At 42.8% G+C, this 19476-nt stretch carries 15 protein-coding genes; 5 read left to right on the top strand and 10 right to left on the bottom strand.

From position 1 onward, the window contains the following. Positions 1-81: 81 nt before the first annotated feature. From ACX3PU_RS04445 to proS, 3 genes are all read right to left on the bottom strand, one after another. Positions 82-1410: an Nramp family divalent metal transporter gene (locus tag ACX3PU_RS04445; protein ID WP_459083712.1), complete on the bottom strand. Its 1329-nt coding sequence runs from the start codon at positions 1408-1410 to the stop codon at positions 82-84. Between the two features lie 169 nt (positions 1411-1579). Continuing rightward, positions 1580-2857, bottom strand: a complete 1278-nt coding sequence (locus ACX3PU_RS04440; protein ID WP_459083711.1) for a DUF937 domain-containing protein — start codon at positions 2855-2857, stop codon at positions 1580-1582. 84 nt (positions 2858-2941) lie between these two features. Beyond that, positions 2942-4417, bottom strand: coding sequence for a proline--tRNA ligase (gene proS / locus ACX3PU_RS04435; protein WP_459083710.1), 1476 nt, complete (start codon positions 4415-4417; stop codon positions 2942-2944). A 150-nt stretch (positions 4418-4567) separates the two neighbouring features. On the opposite strand from proS, the gene ACX3PU_RS04430 reads away from it, so the two are divergent. Genes ACX3PU_RS04430 through ACX3PU_RS04420 form a run of 3 tightly spaced genes read left to right on the top strand, consistent with a single transcriptional unit; the run spans position 4568 to position 7440 of the window. Beyond that, complete coding sequence (locus tag ACX3PU_RS04430) at positions 4568-5569, top strand: prolyl-tRNA synthetase (protein ID WP_459083709.1); 1002 nt, start codon at positions 4568-4570, stop codon at positions 5567-5569. A 54-nt stretch (positions 5570-5623) separates the two neighbouring features. Beyond that, complete coding sequence (locus tag ACX3PU_RS04425; RefSeq protein ID WP_459083708.1) at positions 5624-6028, top strand: hypothetical protein; 405 nt, start codon at positions 5624-5626, stop codon at positions 6026-6028. A gap of 14 nt (positions 6029-6042) precedes the next feature. Beyond that, the gene (locus ACX3PU_RS04420) at positions 6043-7440 is read left to right on the top strand and encodes an OmpP1/FadL family transporter (RefSeq protein WP_459083707.1); all 1398 of its coding nucleotides are present in this window, start codon (positions 6043-6045) and stop codon (positions 7438-7440) included. Between the two features lie 159 nt (positions 7441-7599). Here ACX3PU_RS04420 and ACX3PU_RS04415 read toward each other — a convergent pair whose 3' ends face one another. Both ACX3PU_RS04415 and ACX3PU_RS04410 read right to left on the bottom strand, forming a co-directional pair. Then, a complete protein-coding gene (locus tag ACX3PU_RS04415) occupies positions 7600-8289 on the bottom strand; it encodes a ZIP family metal transporter (RefSeq protein ID WP_459083706.1) in 690 nt (229 codons plus the stop codon). After that, a complete protein-coding gene (locus ACX3PU_RS04410) occupies positions 8286-9017 on the bottom strand; it encodes a class I SAM-dependent methyltransferase (protein ID WP_459083705.1) in 732 nt (243 codons plus the stop codon). Before ACX3PU_RS04410 ends, ACX3PU_RS04415 begins: the two co-directional genes overlap by 4 nt. Before the next feature lie 100 nt (positions 9018-9117). Between ACX3PU_RS04410 and ACX3PU_RS04405 the strand changes: the two genes are divergently transcribed. Beyond that, positions 9118-10332 (top strand): THUMP domain-containing class I SAM-dependent RNA methyltransferase, encoded by a 1215-nt coding sequence (locus ACX3PU_RS04405; protein WP_459083704.1) that lies wholly within the window; start codon positions 9118-9120, stop codon positions 10330-10332. Between the two features lie 6 nt (positions 10333-10338). Next, a complete protein-coding gene (locus ACX3PU_RS04400) occupies positions 10339-11343 on the top strand; it encodes a glycosyltransferase family 2 protein (protein ID WP_459083703.1) in 1005 nt (334 codons plus the stop codon). A gap of 40 nt (positions 11344-11383) precedes the next feature. Here the strand turns inward: ACX3PU_RS04400 and ACX3PU_RS04395 are convergent, their stop codons facing one another. From ACX3PU_RS04395 to ACX3PU_RS04375, 5 genes are all read right to left on the bottom strand, one after another. Continuing rightward, complete coding sequence (locus ACX3PU_RS04395) at positions 11384-11830, bottom strand: VOC family protein (RefSeq protein WP_459083702.1); 447 nt, start codon at positions 11828-11830, stop codon at positions 11384-11386. A 79-nt stretch (positions 11831-11909) separates the two neighbouring features. Beyond that, a complete protein-coding gene (locus tag ACX3PU_RS04390) occupies positions 11910-12332 on the bottom strand; it encodes a hypothetical protein (protein ID WP_459083701.1) in 423 nt (140 codons plus the stop codon). 56 nt (positions 12333-12388) lie between these two features. Next, positions 12389-12844: a DUF1569 domain-containing protein gene (locus ACX3PU_RS04385; protein ID WP_459083700.1), complete on the bottom strand. Its 456-nt coding sequence runs from the start codon at positions 12842-12844 to the stop codon at positions 12389-12391. A gap of 13 nt (positions 12845-12857) precedes the next feature. Beyond that, on the bottom strand, positions 12858-13430 hold the full coding sequence (locus ACX3PU_RS04380) for a hypothetical protein (RefSeq protein WP_459083699.1): 573 nt from the start codon (positions 13428-13430) through the stop codon (positions 12858-12860). A gap of 92 nt (positions 13431-13522) precedes the next feature. After that, positions 13523-19381 (bottom strand): alpha-2-macroglobulin family protein, encoded by a 5859-nt coding sequence (locus ACX3PU_RS04375; protein WP_459083698.1) that lies wholly within the window; start codon positions 19379-19381, stop codon positions 13523-13525. Positions 19382-19476: the final 95 nt, after the last annotated feature.

The following is a 19476-nucleotide window of genomic DNA, read 5'->3' as shown; positions in this document are numbered from 1 at the left end:
TAACTACGAGTGTCCACTCAAATTCACTGCCAAAACCAAGAAATGGAAATTTTGTCCGATTTATTGTGCCCTCTCGACAGATTAGGTAAGAATTTCCGTGTAGAGTAAATAGAGATTTAACACCACAATAATAACCGTAATGATCCAAACGATGACTTTCATTAGAGAGGAGTTCACAAAACTTCCCATTTTTTTCTTTGAGCTTGTAAAGAGTACGAGCGGAACCACAGCAAAACTAAGTTGCATAGAGAGAATCACCTGGCTAAAGATAAGCAGCTCTGTCGTTCCCTTTTCTCCGTACAAGATTGTCACTACAAAAGCGGGTATGACGGCAATAAGTCTCGTAATTAAGCGACGAAGCCAAGGTTTTAGTTTTAGATCTAAAAAACCTTCCATTACAATTTGCCCGGCCAAAGTTCCTGTGAGCGTTGAATTTTGCCCAGAGGCAAGCAGTGCAATGGCAAAGGCTATGCTGGCAAGAGAGGTTCCTAAAAGGGGTTCTAGCATTCGATGAGCATCGTGAATGTCGGCAATGTCATGATTTCCGGTTGTATGAAACGTAGCGGCGGCCACAATAAGGATGGCTGCGTTGATTAAGAAAGCAAGCCCAAGGGATAACGTGCTGTCAATGGTGGCAAACTTAATCGCTTCCTTCTTTCCGGGTACAGAGCGTTCGTAGGCCCTGGTTTGTACAATACTACTATGCAAATAGAGATTGTGGGGCATGACCGTTGCGCCTAATATCCCGATCGCAATGTAAAGCATAGAGGGATTTGTAACCACTTCTTTCTGGGGAACGAGTCCACTTAAAATCGGATAGATCTCAGGCTGAGAAACAACAATCTGATAGGCAAAACAAATCAAAATAATAAAAATAAGTCCTCCTACGAGACTCTCTAGCCTTCTAAATCCACGCGATTGCAAAAGCAAAATCACAAAGACATCCACAATGGTAATGGCCACTCCCCACGTAAGAGGGATTCCAAAAAGTAAATTCAGAGCAATGGCCGTTCCAATCACTTCGGCCAGATCCATGGCCGCAATTGCAATCTCACAAAAAAGCCAAAGCACAAAATTCACCCCAGGGGAATAATGATCCCGACAAGCCTGCGCTAAATCACGCTCTGCTGCAATCCCCAATTTTAAAGAAAGATGCTGCAAAACAATGGCAAATAGATTTGAAATTAAAATAACCGAAAGCAGCGTATACCCAAACTGGGCGCCTCCTGCAATGTCCGTTGCCCAATTCCCGGGATCCATATATCCGACGGCAATCATGAGTCCTGGACCCATGAAGGCAAGTAGCTTGCGCCAAAACCCGGCATCCTTTGGAATGGACACAGAAGCAAACGATTCGGACAAGGAATTTTGGTTTCGAGAACGTCTCCATCCGGAGGAATTGTTAGACATTTTTAATTTGTTAGAATAATCTAACAAAAATAAGAATTGTCATCTAATAAACAAGTCCTTTCTAAAATAAATTCGTGTGTGCACCCAGTCTTCTTAAACAAAACGATTCCGAAAATCAAGTAAGATTTTCGGAATCGATGAATATAGTGTGCCCTAGGGCCTATTAAAGTTACTTTACAAAACGAATCGCCGTTTTACGATCCGATTCTCTTTCCTGATCCGTTGCGGATTCAGACACGACGGCAAATTCCTCCCCGTATCCTTCCGCTTCTACCACTTGCGCAGAAGCAAGAGCTGTTTTCACAGCATTCGCACGATCCTGAGAAAGCTTTTTATTCAAAGCATCGTCTCCTTTTTTATCGGTATACGCACCAATCTTAATTTTGGAAGCCGGATACGCTGCAAGGATTGCTTTTAAGTTGTCTAACTGCATTTGAGATTCCGGAGTTAAAGTCGTCGTTCCAAATTCAAAATTCAAGTTGTCAAAATTAAACCAACGGTCTTTTAAATCGTCATCGCTAAGCGAAGCGTAGTCCGATGAATTTAAAAACTGAACCACTTGGTCTTCAATTCCTCCTTTGTACGCATTCAGAGTTTTTCCGTCTGGAAGCATGACGCTTGTTGCTTCTCTATCCATAGGCGTAGTCGCTAAAGAGTCCGTCACAAGAGTCATGGTATCTTCATCTACCATAAGGGAATCCGTCTCGGTCATCGTGGTTTGAGTCTGCTTGTTATCGCATTGTTTGAAAAGGAAATACCCTGCAGCTAGTAGTAGCAGCAAAGGAAGTAACCATTTTAAAACGGAACTGGATTCTTTTTTCGGCTCTGCTTTCACATGCGTAGCTCCTGCTCTATGCACATCGACTTTTGGAGTCGTTGTATCCACGGGTGATATCGGGGGCACAGGATTCACAGGGGTGCTAGGATCCGGAACAATGGAATCGCCTAGTCCAAGAGACGCAAGGGAAAGACCCGCAGGAAGCAAAGAGGAAACAATTCCTTTTTGGTCTTTTAATAAAGAAGAAATTCCGCTCGCATCCAGATTTTGATCGGCTGCGTATTTTCCAATAGATCCTAAGGAGGCTCCCGTCACCATATTCAGTAGCGAACTTGCCGAACCGTTACTAATACCTGCAAAACCTGCAATGGAATTAATAAGACCTCCTACTTTTTCTCCAAAGATTTTTTGTAGCACAGAACTCACAAGAGAATTTCCAGTGGATCCTCCTAACAAATTGCCAAGAAGACCTTCGCTTGAAGCTCCGGTAATGGAATCAAGTACGCTCGAATCGTCCGCATGGTTTGCCATTCCTCCAATAACAGAAGGAATTAAACCCGAGATTGCTTTTGAAATTCCAGATTCGCTTTCGCCCAGCTGCGTGGCAGCTTGCGAGACTAAGGCAGGACCTAATTGCCCTTTAATTAGTTCAATAATGTTTAATGCCATAATAGTTTATTTTTAATGTTAACTATCATTCATTAAGCAAATACCAATCCAAAGGCCTAAATGTTAAAGTATTTTAACTATTATTTAATAAGCTTTAGCAAATAGCACACGGCGCGTGGAAGGCTTTCCTGTAAGCAGAGAAACTCCCTCTTCTGGAGCACTGTCTAAAGGAATACAGCGAATGGTCGCTTTGGTTAATTGCTTAATCTGTTCCTCTTCCTCCTCGGTTCCATCCCAATGGGCAGAAATAAATCCTCCCTTGGTTTCTAGAACCTCCTTAAACTCTTCAAACGTGTCCACCTTCGTGGTATGCTCCTCTTTAAAGTTTAATGCCTTGGTATAGATATCTTTTTGGATGGTTTCTAATAAGGATTCGATATAGTCCTCCACTCCTTCAATCGGTCTGGATTCTTTGGTGAGGTTGTCTCTTCTTGCAATTTCAAGAGTCCCGTTTGCAAGGTCTCTCGCGCCAAGAGCAATCCGAATCGGCACTCCTTTCAGTTCGTATTCCGCAAATTTCCAACCCGGCTTGTTTTGATCGTCATCGTCAAACTTAACCGAGATTCCTTTCGCGCGAAGTTTTTCTTGAAGTGATTTCGCCACTTCGCTCACTTGCTCTAATTGTTCTTGTCCTTTAAAGATAGGCACAATGACCACTTGAATTGGCGCCAAAGTGGGAGGAAGGACAAGTCCTTGATCGTCGGAATGCGCCATAATTAACGCTCCAATTAAACGAGTGGAAACCCCCCAAGACGTCGCCCAAGCATGTTCCAACTTCCCTTCTTTGTTCGTGAATTTCACATCAAAGGCTTTGGCAAAATTTTGACCTAAGAAATGAGAAGTTCCTGCCTGAAGGGCTTTCCCGTCTTGCATCATCGCTTCGATACAGTAGGTTTCAACCGCACCCGCAAAACGCTCTGAAGGCGATTTAATTCCGCGAACCACAGGCATAGCCATAAAGTCTTCTGCAAATTTCGCGTACACCTCTAGCATTTTTTCGGACTCTTCTACTGCTTCGGGCTCAGTGGCGTGAGCCGTATGCCCCTCTTGCCACAAGAACTCCGCGGTTCTTAAAAAGAGTCGGGTTCTCATTTCCCAACGAACGACATTCGCCCATTGGTTAATTAAAATAGGAAGGTCTCTGTAAGACTGGATCCACGATTTATAGGTATTCCAGATGATGGCTTCCGAAGTGGGTCTCACAATAAGTTCCTCTTCTAATTTCGCATCGGGATCCACAATTAGTTTTTGGGGATTGTTAGGATCGGTTTTTAAACGGTAGTGGGTCACTACAGCGCATTCTTTAGCAAATCCTTCCGCATTTTTTTCTTCGGCTTCAAAAAGACTTTTCGGCACAAACAGAGGGAAATAGGCATTTTGGTGACCTGTTTCTTTGAATTTGCGATCCAGTTCGTCCCGCATTTTCTCCCAAATTGCATACCCGTACGGTTTAATTACCATACTTCCTCTCACTCCCGAGTTTTCTGCAAGATCCGCTTTCACTACAAGTTCGTTGTACCATTTGCTGTAATCCTCCTCTCTCGACGTTAATTTTGCCATAATACTCTTATTTTGTCCGTTCTTTTAACTTTTGTGCTTCGTTTCAATCTAAATAAAAAGCGTAAATTTGAAAAGACTAAAAACCTTTTGTTTAATTCCGTTTTTAGCCAATATGCAAATATAAATTAAATTAAAATCTTTCACTCTATCATGAAAAAAAATATACATAAAAACCTGCCAAAACGGCCTTTTTCACAAATTAGCCTACTTGTAGGAGTCGCACTGTTTGCGATTTCTTGTGGAGCCTACCCAGGGGGCTACAGTGAAACCGATGGCGTTTACTACGATCCTAGCACGGACACCTTGCCGGTGGCCCAAGTAGGTGGAGAATACAACCAAGTAGGCGAATATTATGAGTACGACGAACCTTCAACCCTTGAAAAGAGCGAAAAAAACGTTCAGGATGCGAAGGCCCGTTATCAAAACGACAACTGGAACACGCTCGAAGCTACGGACTCCGATTGGGGATCGTACACGGGATCCATTACGCAGTATAGCGGTAGCGGTTGGGACTATCCTTATGGCTACGGATACGGACTCTACTCCGGGTATTGGCCAAGTCGTTTTTCCTTTAGTTTTGGTTGGGGATACTCTCCTTACTTTAACTACCGTCCTTGGGGATGGGGGTACATGCCTTACGATCCATGGGGATACGGATATTCTCCTTACTATGGGTACAATTCCCTTTACGGATACGGACCTTACTATGGGTATGGTGGATACGGAAACTACTACGGATACGGAAACTATTACAATGGTTACTACAGTGGAACTTACAACACTTACCGTGCACCGAGAAGAAATAGCGGACAGGACGGAAATTATAGAAATCCGCAAACCAATAGCATGAATAACAATGCAGGATTCCGGAATTCAGGAACTTTCCGATCTACGAGTCCAAACACGTCGAGCTCTACGCTTCGCCGAGGAACTCTAAACAACTCCAACCGGATGAACACGAATTCGAGAACACGGCAGCCGCAGCGAATAGAGCCGCGTGTCGAAAACCGAACTCAATACCGTACACCCGACAGTGGATTTAGAAATTCCAATTCAGGTGGCTTTAGAAACGACGGAGGCTTCCGTTCCTCTGGATCTTCAAGCTCCTCAGGGGGAAACCGTACTTCAGGAACTCGCGGCGGTTTCAGATAAAGTTTAAAAAAAATTCGTAATTTAGAGCAAGTTTAACCTCAAAATTAAAACGTTATGATTACCAAATCACTTACTATTTTAGCCATTTCTGCAAGCGTGGTGATGCTTCAAGCACAAAGCAAGCAAGAAAAAACACACGCCTCTAAAAATGGAACCTCCACTGCAACGACTTCTAGTTCTGTCTCGACTGACACTTCGATTAGTCTAAAAGCAAATAAAGCAAAAGGGCCTAAATACCGTACAAACCATAGGGAGTCTACGAAGGTAAACCATGCAAGTTTACGTAACCGCGGAAAATCACATAGTGTGGAAAAACGTTCTGCTCAAAATTTAAGCTCTGCTACCGCGTTTAAAGAAATCGGGGGACGAGAATTCTCTGATGAGGGCAAACAACTTCCAAAGGCCGTGATTGAGGCTAGCAAAAATTCGGGATACAACGGCCCTGTTAAACAAAAATAACAATCCAATAATAAATGTTTAAAAAGTCATTCACACTTCTTACAATTTCTGCGGCTTTCTATTTGCAAGCGCAGGATACGTCTGTCCTTCGAAATTCACTTGATCTCTATAGTAGCCCAAGCACGCTTGGTTCTTCTAAATTCAATTCCATGGCAGGATCCATGGGAGCTCTTGGAGGAGATGCCTCTGTCATCGCAACCAACCCAGCAGGGATTGGAGTTGCCATTGCAAGTGATCTTTCAGCTACTTTAAGTATTGATAAAACTCAAAATACGACCTCACTCCACGGCAATAGTTTAGACTACAAGCTAAACAACACCGATTTAGGCCACGTAGGGGCCATTGTGGCTTTCCCTACAGGAATGAGTTCCGCGTGGAAATTCGTTAACCTAGGAATTAGCTTCTCCAGAGAATCTGTTGAAGATTATTCGGAAGCTCCCGGAAACAGTCTTGTGACTTTCGACCTTGCCGATGGAGATCAACTCTCCTACAGTGCTCATGCCTTTAACCGCCTTGGGGACAAAAGCAAAATGTCGATCGCAGTGGGTGGAAACTACGACCATAGAATCTATGTCGGGGGGGCCATCAACCTTCACAGTGCGTCTTTGTCTCAATGGGACACGGCTGCGATGAAGTACCGTAGCGATGGAGAAACCGAAGTCTTTGCAAAACAATACACGCCTTATTTTGAAGATGCGAGCGGATTTTCTGCCTCCATTGGGGTCATTGGAAAAGTAAGCCCTGAGTTTCGATTGGGTGCAGCCATTGAAACGCCTACTTGGTGGAGCATGGAGCGTACGTACAGTTACTACGGTTTAGACAGTACCCAGGACGGTGAATACGGAGAGTCTCGAAGCATTTCGAGCCCAGCGAAAGCGACTTTAAGTGCGGCTTATGTTCCAAGTAAGAACTTTGCTCTAAACGTGGATTACAGTCTGGGACTATCCAAACCTAGCTTTGGAAAAATGGGTTCTGCTGCACAAAGCGAAATGGACGCGTTTTACTCAGATCACTACAAAAACAGTTCTGAAGTTAAAATTGGGGGAGAATATCGTTACGAAGGACTTCGTCTAAGAGCAGGATACGGCTATGCCTCGAGTCCAATCGATAACATGACCTTAGGAATTCTAAATGCGGAGGGACAAAATCAAGAGGCTTCTTACGAGGATCTCTATGCGGGCGCAAAACAAACGCTTGCCGCAGGGATTGGGTACGACTTCAAGTCCTTCTATATAGATGCCGCATACAACCACATTAGCTCGGAGTACAACATGCCTTTCTTAAGAGGTTCTGAGGCAGCTCAAACACAGTATTTTTCACCTAGTGCTTATTTTGCAAACGACTACGCTTTGGTTAGCAATGTAGATTCAAAAAGATCGCTAGTGACCCTCACATTAGGTTGGAAATTTTAAATAACCTCCCTATCCTCACAACAAAAAGGATTCGCAAAACATGCGAATCCTTTTTTATTTTCTCTAATCCGCTCTCTTTGGCTTTAGATCGTATGTACTTTCAAGAGGGGACTCGAGCCCGCACTCGATAGCACTTCGCTTCCCAAATGCCTGTTGTAATTAATGATGATGAAATTGGTGGCCTAGCAAGGCGAACGCAATTCCGAGAACGACCAGGACAATCTTAGACCAATCCACATTGTGGTTCTTGTTACTCTCAAAGATAATGACTGAAGAGATATGAAGGAAGATTCCTCCCACCACGGCAAGGAAATAAGGCTCTAGATTCGGATTAAAATAACGACCTAGAAGCATGCCTAAGGGAGAGGCAATGGCAAAGAGCGCAATGATAAACCAAGAAGAAGCTGAGAACTTTTTATGTTGGAACAAAAACGAGCCAAGAATAAAAGAAATGGGAAGGTTATGAATTAAAATCCCTTGCAAATACGGGGTGTTCCACTCCGTTTCATTCGCTAGTGGAATTCCTTCAATAAAGGCATGGATAAATAGACCCACAATGAGAGCTAAAGGCAAAATCGCATCCGCCGAATGATGATGCATATGCCCGTGCTCAAACCCTTTGGTCAAATTCTCAAGGAACATTTGAAGAAGCACCCCTGCAATGACCCATATACCGATGTTGTGATCGATCCTTTCATACACGATGGGAAAGACTTCGTTCAGGCAGATGGTAATTAAAAAGCCTGCAGATAAGACCAAGAGACTCTTGGCCACTTTTTGCTTTTGCCCTAAATACTTTCCCAGCAGTACGCCTACAATAACGCTTAAAATTAGAAGCAGTATAATCATAAAGTAGTTTTTCTAAATACGCTTAGACAGCGAGGAGATTTAGTCTCATGGTACGTACTTAATGCGTAATCCCCATAAGTTTTCTCTCTTACGAGTCCAAATTTCTGTGCGAGAGACTCTATATACTCTAAAGAGTGCAGCTGTACTTTTTCAAAGAAAAAATAAGGCTTCTTTTCATGCTCAAAGCGGATCTCTTTAATGACGGCACCTTGTTCGATGCGCTTTTCAATATGAAAAACAAGTTCGTCCCTTTTTTCTTCACTTTTGGGGACGAGAGATTCAATCACTTGCCCTTTGTTTAAGAAATCAAGTACAAAATAACCTCCCGGCTTTAGGACCTTCGAGACGGACTCAAAGACTTTTTCGTCGTCCTTAGGATCACTAAAATAGCCAAAACTTGTAAAAAGGTTAAAGACCGCATCGACCGGCTCCGAATCAATCGGATCCCTCATGTCGTGCACCTGGAAATCTAAATCTTTATGTTCGTAGGCTTTGTCCGCTAAAATACTCTCTTCCGATAGATCAAGTCCTAGTACTTTAAAGCCTAACCGACTTAAAAAAACACTATGTCGTCCTTTTCCACAAGCAAGATCAATAATATGAGCCTCAGAAGGCAATTGAAGATCTTGTAAAAGCAATTTTAGAAAGGCTTCAGCCTCGTTATAATCCCTGTTTTTATATAGTATATGATAGTATGGCGAATTGAACCATGTTTTAAACCACTCCATTGTGCAAAAATAGCTAAATTTGCCAAATTAAGACCGATTTAATCGCGCGAGAAAACATTACGCAGTGATATTAAATCCTTAGTCACTCTAAAACAACCCTATGACTTCAGACGATTTACAAATACAAATCAAAACCTTTTTTGGACTCGAAGAACTTCTTGCAGAAGAAGTGAAAAAACTGGGAGGCAAAAATGTGCAAATAAAAAACCGAGCGGTGAACTGTGAGGGGGATCTTGGCTTCTTGTACAAGATCAACTATTCCCTAAGAACGGCCCTGAAAATTATTGTGCCCCTATTTGAATTTCAAGCTTATAACGAACAAAAGTTTTACGATAAGCTTTATCGTTTTCCTTGGGACAAATACTTAAAAGCGGGACAAACTTTTGCCATTGATTCGACGGTTTACTCCGAGACGTTTTCACACTCGCAGTTTATTACCCTTAAGATGAAAGATGCCATCGTGGATTACTTCCGCGATCACTTTGAGATGCGTCCTAGCGTCGATGCAAAAAATCCCGATATTAAATTCAATTTGCATATTGACCGTGAATTTGTCACGGTCTCACTGGATTCCTCGGGCGATGCTCTTTTCAAAAGAGGCTACAGGCAAGACGGAGGAGAGGCTCCTCTAAACGAAGTCTTAGCTGCCGGAATGCTTCAAATTGCAGGATGGGATGGAAAAGGAAACTTCCTAGACCCTATGTGCGGATCTGGAACCCTATTAATTGAAGCCGCGATGATCGGTATGAACATGCCTGCTCAGCTCTACCGTAAAAGTTTTGCGTTCCAAAACTGGCCGAATTACGATGCCGAACTTTTCAAATCCATTAAAGAACACCGCCTTAACCGAATGACTCCTTTGGACGGAAAAATAGTGGGATACGATATTGATTCCAAGATGCTTCATGCGGCAGAAAAAAACTTAGCGGCAGCCGAACTTCAGGACGTAATTGAAGTTCGAGACCAAGATTTCTTTGAAAGCAAAAAAGAGTTATTCCCACTGCTCATTGTGTTTAATCCTCCGTACGACGAACGCATTGAAATCACGGATTCGGACTTCTACAAAAAAATTGGGGATACGTTTAAAACGTCCTACCCCAACACCCTAGCTTGGTTAATTTCCTCTGATCTAGAAGCTGTGAAAAAGATAGGACTTCGTCCTTCGCGCAAAGTCAAACTTTTTAATGGCAAATTAGAAACTCGCTTTTTGCAATACGAAATGTATGAGGGCACCAAGAAAAGAGGCGGACAAAGCAAAGTCGCTTCTCTAGACTCAACGGATACAACGGATACTCACAATACCTCAGAAAACTAAACCATCTTGACTCCTACCCTTAGCCTCATTATCGCCATATACAATCGAAAAGATGAACTTTTTGAACTTTTGAACTCCCTTGGATTTCAAACGGACAAAGATTTCGAGGTGATTGTTGTGGACGACGGATCCAAAATCGCCCTTCTTCCTACGATCGAACTGTTTCAGGATCGATTACCAATCGAGTTTTACCGAAAAGAAAACACAGGCCCTGGACTAAGTCGTAACTATGGAGCTGCAAGAGCCAAAGGAGAGTATCTTATTTTCTTAGACAGCGATGTCATTGTGGAAAAGGATTATATCGAGAATGTGAGAAAAAGCCTTGCAGAGATTCCGTGCGATGCTTTTGGAGGGGCAGACAAAGCCCACCGAGGATTTAATTTAATGCAAAAAGCCATCTCTTACTCCATGACTTCCCTCTTCACCACAGGGGGCATTCGGGGACATAAAAAAGGAGTGGGGAAATTTCAACCTCGAAGCTTTAACATGGGAGTTCGAAGAGAGGCATTTAAAGACGTAGGTGGATTTTCCGATCTGCGTGTGGGCGAAGATCCCGATCTCTCGATGACCCTATGGGAGAACGGATACACGACCGCCTTTTTTGACAACATTGCCGTGTATCATAAAAGAAGAACCGATTTTGGTAAATTTTCTAAACAAGTCAACCAATTTGGCGTAGCTCGGCCCATTTTAAACCAAAGACATCCTCAGTTTGTGAAAGCCACCTTTGCCTTTCCCTCTCTGTTTTTAATTGGGTATGTACTCGGCGTAGTAGCCTATTACGGGTTCTCGAATCCGATGCTTCTTTTGTTCTATGGTTTCTATACCTTCCTTGTTTTTTTCCATGCTTTAATCAAAACCAAAAACATAAGCATTGCAGGTCTATCGGTCATTGCCACCTACATTCAGATGTTTTCTTATGGATGGGGATTTTTAGAATCTTGGTTTCGACTAAACGTACTGAAACAGGACCCAAGAAAAGTATTTCCTAGGCATTTTTATCACAAATAAAAACGGTAGCTTATGGATCGTGCCGCAACTTCCAAAGAGTTTAGGGGGTTTGCATAAGGGCAGGATCGTCATAATTCACCATCCACTGGATGCCAAATCGGTCCGTAAGCATCCCGAAATAAGCACCCCAAAATGTGGGTTCTAAAGCCATTTGCACTTCTCCTCCTTCTTTTAAGGCATTAAAATAGCGATCGGCATCCTCTTTTGAAACGGCTGCAATCGCAATGGAAAAATTATTTCCTTTCGTGAGCTTTTCGCTACCCGGAAAGGTATCGCTTCCAAGCAAGATCGTTTCCTTTGAAATTGGAAGAGAGACGTGCATGATTCGGTTTTCATCCTCTTTTGAAAAAGGGGGCATGTTTTCCGAGGCTGGCACATCGGAAAAGCGTCCTAGTTGGCTAAACTCACCTCCAAAGACGGATTGGTAAAATAAAAAGGCCTCGTGGCATTCGCCATCGAAGTTTAAATACACATTTACGCTTGTCATAATTTCGTGTTTTAAGATTCCTATTTAAAGCAACTCTTGCTCTTTTGATTCTTATTCCAGTAGAAAGGACATATTCCCTCTATCGTAGTCGAGAAAGTGCCTTCTTATCCATTGTGTACAAAGCCAATCGATATCCCACCTCCACCAGTGCCCAAACGCCAATGCCTAGGATCCAAAACCAAATGGGAGTCGGAAGGCTCGCCATCATAAACAGGGCTTGAATCAAAAAGAGCACTCCGCAAATAAGGGCATACACTCTTTTTCTGTCCCAGGCAATCAGGGTAGAAACCCATCCTGCCAAGAGCGCAGCCGCTGCGTAGGATAGAATCACGAAAAACAGGGCCATAAACGGCGCATTTTTGATGTACTGAGAAAGTTCAATCATATTGTAGGGGTCCATGCTCTTAGGCTGCGGATACAATACATGTCCTAAATTTTGCACAAAGGTCATTAAAATTCCCCCTGATAGGAGTCCTGCCAAAACGGCGATTGCTTTTTTCATCTTCTTATTATTTTTTGTCTCGATCTCCTTTTGATAACCACTCGATCTTTACTAAATCAAACGCCAAACTGCCGAAAATGGTGGTCGAGATGCTTGCCTATTAACTGATTCCACTCATTTGCGGAAAGCTTTCCAAAGACCAAGTGCACCTTTCCTTCAAAGGCCTCAGTTCCCATTTGACCCGTCCTAGTTATAAAGCTGCGAAGGCGTCTATATTCCTTCTCAAAGTCTTTCTGTTCTTTCTGCTTTAGTTCCGCAGTGGTCGGTAAGCTTTTTGCGAAGGGCTTTTCACTCAGCACCATGGGCTTTACCAGAAAACGCAGAACTTGCCTTTTTAGAAGTCCAGGTCTCTCTTTCTTATGAGGTTCAAAGACAAACTCAAAACTTGCATTCATATGGGCGAGCATCTGTGCGCTGCTCATTTTCCCCCACAGGGGTCTAGTTTCTTTGCTTAGATGCTTTAGTCGCTCTAAATACAGCTCCGCGGTTTTTACTTCAAATAGACTCTCCACGATTCTATTCTTCTTACTGCTCCCAGCCCCACGGCTTTTTGGAAGTTTCCACGGGCTGAGTTAAATCGAAACGAACACTAAAGACGCGGTCTTGTCCGATTCTTCTTAGATTATAGGAAAAACTTGACTCGTCTAAATCAATCCACCATACATTTCCAGAGGCATACGAAATTAAATTCGCGGTCTCCAGGTCCGCGGGAAAGATTTGCTGAGTTTTAAATCCATAATTGCTACTTTCTCCTCCATACTGGGTGACTTTGTCAGGAGTTCCGTCCGCAAGTCTATGGTCATGCTTGAGTTTCAAGAGACCCTCTGGGCTTTTGCTTAAAACCCAAGTTCTAGACTGGTCCTCTCCTACATAAAAAGGAATTCTAATCACGTTCTCTTTGCAGTCTAAAACTTGCATCAGTAGAACTTGGCCCGTGAAGCCATCCCCCTCTTTCCCTCCTTTCGTTAGGGTGCCGTTATAGGCCTTGCCACAATGCTTTTGAATTTCCTTCCAAAATTGCTCGCTTGGTTTTTCTTGAGCGCTAAGAGCTGCCGTATAAGCTAATGCGGCGAGACAAATCACTTTCCACTTGATCATAAAATAGGTTTAAAAACAAAGATATTAAATTTCTCAGCATCTTATTTCATTTGTTGCCCGATCGCCGCCACTTCGGGAAAGGATTGTTTTTTTCACTCCCTTACTTGGAGTACTTCCCCCTTCGTGTGGGCGCTCATTTGCGGCGCATAGTAATTTTGAATGCTTGCATTGCCGGCACTAAAGGTACCTGAAGCATTGGCGCGAAGTTCATATTCTAGCACATGCTTTCCTTTGGATACGCCTTCAAAATAGAAATCTACCGAAGCATCACGCAGCGCCTTATAATACCCAAGTCCACCACTATAAACGTAAGTGGACAAAGTATCTGAAGGCTCTAAGCCCGCCGCTCTTTGGTCTCGTAGATGCAAATACTCCATCGGACGATCAAAATTTAATACCATACGTACTTTCACTCGATCTCCAATTTTTAATGGAGATAAAGCGGAAATCTTCTCAAGTACTTCTCCATTCGTGGTCGAAGTAACTTTATAATACTCCTTGTCAATGGAAATAACACTTGAGGCAGATCCGATTTTATCCAAATCTTCATAGTATTGATAGTACAGCCCTCCTTGCGCAATTCCAGGGCCTTTTTTGTAGACCTCAACTTGTCCTTTTTCCTTCGAAATCTCCTTGGAATTAATTTGCGCTTTTAAGTACCCAGGCGCCTCCACGACTAAATCCTCTTTTACGCTTTCGCCTCCCCAGAGAACTTGCGTCTGATCACTTTCTACTCCCGTCCACGATTTTCCAGAGTCTAAAAGCAGATAGATAACCTCCGCAGTCGCTCTGGATGTATCCCAATGACTCACTTCTTTTTGTGTTAAGAGCCAAATTTTTAGTTCTTCCACCGTTTTCTGATCCGTAGGGGCTAACGTATTAAAGGCTTCAAGTGCACCGGCATGATTGGATACACTAGAGGAGAACCAGCCCCAATTGCCTGCATTCTCTTTCCAATACATTCCTTGCGTTTGTGAATCTACGGCCGTTTCTTTTAGGTACGTAAGTAGCTTTTTCGAGCTGCTTGTAAGTTTATACTCATGGAGCAAAAGAGCTCCCCTATGAAGTCCGTAGAAGGTATAGTCCGAAGGTTTAAAACTTGGGGCTTTTTTGATAAACTGAGTTTTTAACGTAAGTCCCACTCCTTTTAGGGGGTAGGATGTTTCCCAATAATGACGAGCATCTAAATAATTTAAAGTGGAATTGGAAGTAAGGAGCGTTTCTGGTTTCCCATCAAACCTTTCCACTTCTCGATCTACATAACTCACCAGTTTTTTCACAAGGGAATCTAAATTCGAACTGTACGAATTTAAATCCTTGCCCATCCACTGATTTAAGCGTCCCAAATTCTTTAAAAGATAAAGAGAAGTATAATAAGAACTAGGCGCTCCGGGTTGCCAGCTAAAGCCACCGTCCGGATTTTGAAGTCGTTCCAGTGCCGCCCAATTGGCAGTACTGGAGGCTTTCATTGAATTGCGATCCAGAAGTCTTGCAAGACTACCCATTTGCTGTTTTTGATTTTCACTTTCTAAAACCCATGGAGTTTCTTTTAATAAAAGTTCTTTTAGCTCTTTGTTTTTCTCTAAATTCGACTCCAAGAGATTTTTGGACCTATAGTCTAAAAACACCTGCTCCATTCTTGGGTTCTGTTTTAGAACTTCTTGAGCAATCACTTCTGCAACCCACTTATTGAATTGAGAATCTGCTGATTTCTGCGTGTCTTGCATCAAACTTGGAAGGGCGAAAAGGACTTCCCAAATTGGATTTGAGGAAAGCTCTAGCGTAGCTCTAACCGATTGCATGGTACTCGAACCGCCTTTAAGCAAATTCTCAATTTGGAAGGTCTTTTTCTCATTCTCTCTAACAAAAATAGCGCGTGACTCGGTCACTAACTTGCGATTCGGCAATATAGCAATGGGTTTTTGTTCTCCGTCAGAAAACTCACCAGACTGCGCCGTCGTACGCACTAATATTGCGCTCACTCCTTTCGGTACTCTAAGGCTATACTCCACCAGAGCACTTGAATTTCCTTTTAAATCAAAGCTTTTAGTTGATTTTGTCAGGCCAAACTTCTCCGTTAAATCCTCTAGCGTAGAGGCATCGTAAATGGCAATTTTTGCATTTCCTTTTAAAGGCGAATCCACTAAACTTGAAATTCGGGTCTTAAGCTCCATTTGATCCCCTTCTCTTAAGAATCGAGGATAATTTACTGTGAGCGAAAGTTTCTTTTGCGTCACCACTTCTTTTTCCAACATTCCAATTTGCAAATCTTTTGTATGAGCTAGGAACTGAAGTCTCCACTGGGTAAGTGCTTCGGGAGAAGTGAACTCAAAATGCACATTTCCGTTTTGGTCTGTTCTTAGTTCTGGAAAGAAAAAGGCCGTTTCGTTAAGGTTTTCTCTTAACGGTACTTTGGGCTCTTCGGCCTGCTCCCGATCAAGGGCGTCGCTTTGCTTTTGAATCTCTGGGGATCCTGCGGGAGCGGCCAAATCTTCCACTTGCGATTCTAGCTTTGCTGCTTGACTCTGCATGGAATCAGCGCGCATACTCGAAGTCCCTCTTATGACCATGGATCCAGAGTACCTAAGATTTAAATCCATCCAAGAAAAGGTAGGAAGTTGCACATATTTAGTTCGAGCGTAAGGAACTCGCTTGGAATATTGAACGTAAGTGAAATTCTCACTGTGGTCATAGCGTGTGAAATACGAGCTTGTATACCCTCTTGGATTCCAACGAATTAAATTGGAAACAAAAGTATCCAGACTTTTATCATACATCGTAGCGAGAAGCTCTGCATTAATTCTTTCTTTTCCTTTTCCCTTGATCTTCACGCTCCATTTTTCAGCCTGTCCCGGTTCTAGTTTGTCTCTAAAAACGGTGGTTTCTATGGTTAGATCCCTTGAAGGCTGCACGATTTTAAATTCAACACTTTTCGTTTGCACCTCCCCTAAACTCGATACCTGCACCTGAACGAGCAGCATTTCTGATTTTGGATCTTTGGGAGCGCTCACTTCTAATTTTGCCACTCCCTTAATAAAAGGCTTTTCTTCTAAAAGCGTATTTCCATCTCCATTCTGAATAAAGAAACGAGCGATCGCGCCAGGAACTGCAGAGTAGGCATAAACCACGGTACTTTCTCCTTTTTGGAGGGAATCTTTTTGTGCGATCAACTTCACAAAAGGAGTTTGATTGCTACTGAGCCCTTTGGGGTTAAAGACTTCAAATCGTCTTTTGGCCTGAATGGTATCCGTGCCTTCCTTATTATAAAGGGTAAGCTCGTAAATTCCTGGGGTTAGTTTGCCAAGAGAAAGGGTTTTACCTTGAGAAGACCTATTTTCAAACACGACCTTTTTAACGCTGGATTCTTTTTCTAAATCCTTTAAATCATAACGATCATAAGGGAATTTCTTTGCAAATTCTTCTCTACTTAAAAAAGCGAGATCTTGAATATAAGGTTTGTATTGATCCCGGTAAAGCTTCGAAGGCCCCTCTAGCATCTCTAATTTGGAAAGGTAGGCCCTTTCCAAATCCTGATCGCTATAGTTTTTGACTTGTACCGAAAATTCAGTAGGCTCATCCGATAAATAAGCCTCCTTCCCCTCCGCCTCTAGGTAATGAGACACCGAGGCCACTTTGAATGCCTGCTGAGAGGAAATGCTTTCGCCATTGAGATCAAGCACACTTGCGCTCACCTCGTATCGATCGACTTGCATTCCTTTTAAATTGGGATCTTTATTAAGCGTAATTTGAATCTCAAATTCTCCTTTTTCGTTGGTCGTAGTCTCCCCTAAAATAGAATTCTCATTGGAAGGCGTTTGAGGGAACCAGCGAAAATACATCCAACGGATGTTCTCTTTTTTGATCTCATACGTAACGGGGGTGTTTGCCATCGGTACCCCACTGTAGGATTCCGCCTTTCCTTTTAGGGTGAGACTTTGTCCGTACTGATATTCGCCCTTAACGGGCTCAAAAACCACCTCAAAATTAGGTCGTTTGTATTCTTCGACACGGAACGATTTAGACATTTCAAGGCCTCGATAGGCAGCATCAGAGTTATTTTGCCCACTTTTCGTTCTTAAATAAAACGTGCCAGGAAGTACACTGGTGGGCAAGGTAAAGCTTCCATGGTAACTCCCATAGTCTCCGCTCACAAATTCTTTTGTACCGACGGTGACTCCATTTGAATCGACGAGTTCCACGCTTTGTGCAATACCGGGAGCGACCCTCTCGTTTTGCGTTTCAGAAAGGTACTCACTTACAATTCCTTTGAAGTAAACCACTTGTCCGGGACGGTAAATCGCGCGGTCCATAAAAAGCTGTGTTCGAAGGCTGGTGGTCTGTTTTTCTTCCATGGAACGGTAGCCATTCTCCCCGTAGCGATTAAGCAAAGAAAAACCTTTCCCACCGCGACTTTCCACTAAGTAGTAACGGTAGACATTTTCGTTTGAGGAAGTTGGAAAAACAAATTCTCCATTTGCATTCGTAATTACTTGATACGGTTGGAAACTAGCACCCCGAACATATTCTAACAATTGAATTTCTGAGTTTCCAATCGCCTTACCGGAGGCTCTAATTTGGAGTTGAAAGCGGTCTTTGGACCCTTTTGTGACTTCGTTTTTTTGCACGAGCACACGGTCTTCCGAGACTAAAAAGTAAAACAGATCGATCTCTCTGTCCACTTGGTACTCCCCTATGTATAGACCGGGCACAAGTCCGTCAAGAGAAAAAGCAGTTTTATGCAACTGAAAATCATCCGATTTAGGAAGCGTAAAACTCGTCTCCTTCACTAAACTTTTTTTGATCGTTTGGTAGAGATCCTTTTGGTAGGAGGACTGCACAATTTTTAAAAAGCCTTCTTTATCGCCCGACGCCTCGTAAAGCCTGAGACTGAACTTCGTCGCATTCTTATGCTCTGCCACCAAATGAATGGGCTGGTTTGCATCCACTTGTGTAGGGAAAACCACCTGGACCACGGGCTGTTCAATCCGACGCTTTTGAAGTCTAACCGCTTCTAAAAAGGGAGAGTTCGGATAGGTAGAGATTGCCACCTGTGTCCACTCCCTCGCCTTTTGAAGTTTGTTTTTGGAGATAAGCTCCTGGACCATTTCTTCAATGAGTTTTACTTTGTAGTCCAAGTCCTCTTCAGTACTCTGATAAAGCGAGGTAAGGCGTTCGAGTTTGTTTTCACAAGCCTCAGATTCACAATCAAAAAGAAGTTTTTGATGCTCCAAAAAGAGTTTGCTATTGCCCCTGCTCGAATCTATTAAATCCTTATAAATGCTTTGAATTTGTTTCCTATTCTGCGAAAGCTCGCTGCTAGTAAAAAAGCCCGAGTCTTTTAAATAGGATGTTTGTTGCAGTCGGTAATACACCCAAAGTGTCTCGACGTACTCTAGGTCGGACTCCGCACCAAACAATTTTTGATAAGGGACCATCTTCACAGACTCAAGCTCAGACCTATTCTTAGCCAGCTTCTCTAAACTACTCCCAATCTCGGTTTTAAAATCAAGAGCGCTCCAACTCTCTATTTGACTGTAATCCGCATTGAGAACGTTTGTTCTCGCTTGAATCTTCCAGCGGTTTGAAAGGTAGTATTCATACAAAAATTCACTCTTCAGAACCTCAAACATACGTTTCGCCTCTCCCTCCAATTGAGGGGAAACCTTCTGTAGGCTAGAAAAGAATTCCGAAGCGATTCGGTTGTTCTCATCGTCGCTCGTTAGATTCAAAATAGCAAACTGCTCTTTGAGAGATCGAATTAACTCGACGGCCTTATTTTCCTCGATGGCTTTTGCCTCAATGTCTTTTAAGAGGGGAAGATTGCTCTTAAAGAGTCCTTGCTTTTTGTTATTCTCCACCGTTTTCCAATTCAATTCATAATACGATTGCGATTTTAAAAGACCTACCGGTACAATTAAAAATAAAGTCAGCAGAATAAGGGCGTTTTTCATCTCAGTTGTTTTTTTTCTTATCGCGCAAGGCGCGCAGGTACTTATATCTTATATTATTAAAGAAGCAAAAGGTTAAAAGCGTAACTTTGTTTTTT

It is taken from the genome of Chryseobacterium sp. A301, assembly GCF_054489425.1.
The sequence above is the reverse complement of the archived record's forward strand: the minus strand, read 5'-3'. Positions and strand labels throughout refer to the sequence as shown.

Bases quoted from the DNA above. Each gene is read 5' to 3' on its own strand.
- ACX3PU_RS04390 (WP_459083701.1), bottom strand. From the start codon at position 12,332: ATGAAAAAAGCAATCGCCGTTTTGGCAGGACTCCTATCAGGGGGAATT.
- ACX3PU_RS04375 (WP_459083698.1), bottom strand. From the start codon at position 19,381: ATGAAAAACGCCCTTATTCTGCTGACTTTATTTTTAATTGTACCGGTA.
- ACX3PU_RS04415 (WP_459083706.1), bottom strand. From the start codon at position 8,289: ATGATTATACTGCTTCTAATTTTAAGCGTTATTGTAGGCGTACTGCTG.
- ACX3PU_RS04430 (WP_459083709.1), top strand. From the start codon at position 4,568: ATGAAAAAAAATATACATAAAAACCTGCCAAAACGGCCTTTTTCACAA.
- ACX3PU_RS04445 (WP_459083712.1), bottom strand. From the start codon at position 1,410: ATGTCTAACAATTCCTCCGGATGGAGACGTTCTCGAAACCAAAATTCC.
- ACX3PU_RS04420 (WP_459083707.1), top strand. From the start codon at position 6,043: ATGTTTAAAAAGTCATTCACACTTCTTACAATTTCTGCGGCTTTCTAT.
- ACX3PU_RS04380 (WP_459083699.1), bottom strand. From the start codon at position 13,430: ATGATCAAGTGGAAAGTGATTTGTCTCGCCGCATTAGCTTATACGGCA.
- ACX3PU_RS04440 (WP_459083711.1), bottom strand. From the start codon at position 2,857: ATGGCATTAAACATTATTGAACTAATTAAAGGGCAATTAGGTCCTGCC.
- proS (WP_459083710.1), bottom strand. From the start codon at position 4,417: ATGGCAAAATTAACGTCGAGAGAGGAGGATTACAGCAAATGGTACAAC.
- ACX3PU_RS04405 (WP_459083704.1), top strand. From the start codon at position 9,118: ATGACTTCAGACGATTTACAAATACAAATCAAAACCTTTTTTGGACTC.
- ACX3PU_RS04425 (WP_459083708.1), top strand. From the start codon at position 5,624: ATGATTACCAAATCACTTACTATTTTAGCCATTTCTGCAAGCGTGGTG.
- ACX3PU_RS04395 (WP_459083702.1), bottom strand. From the start codon at position 11,830: ATGACAAGCGTAAATGTGTATTTAAACTTCGATGGCGAATGCCACGAG.
- ACX3PU_RS04410 (WP_459083705.1), bottom strand. From the start codon at position 9,017: ATGGAGTGGTTTAAAACATGGTTCAATTCGCCATACTATCATATACTA.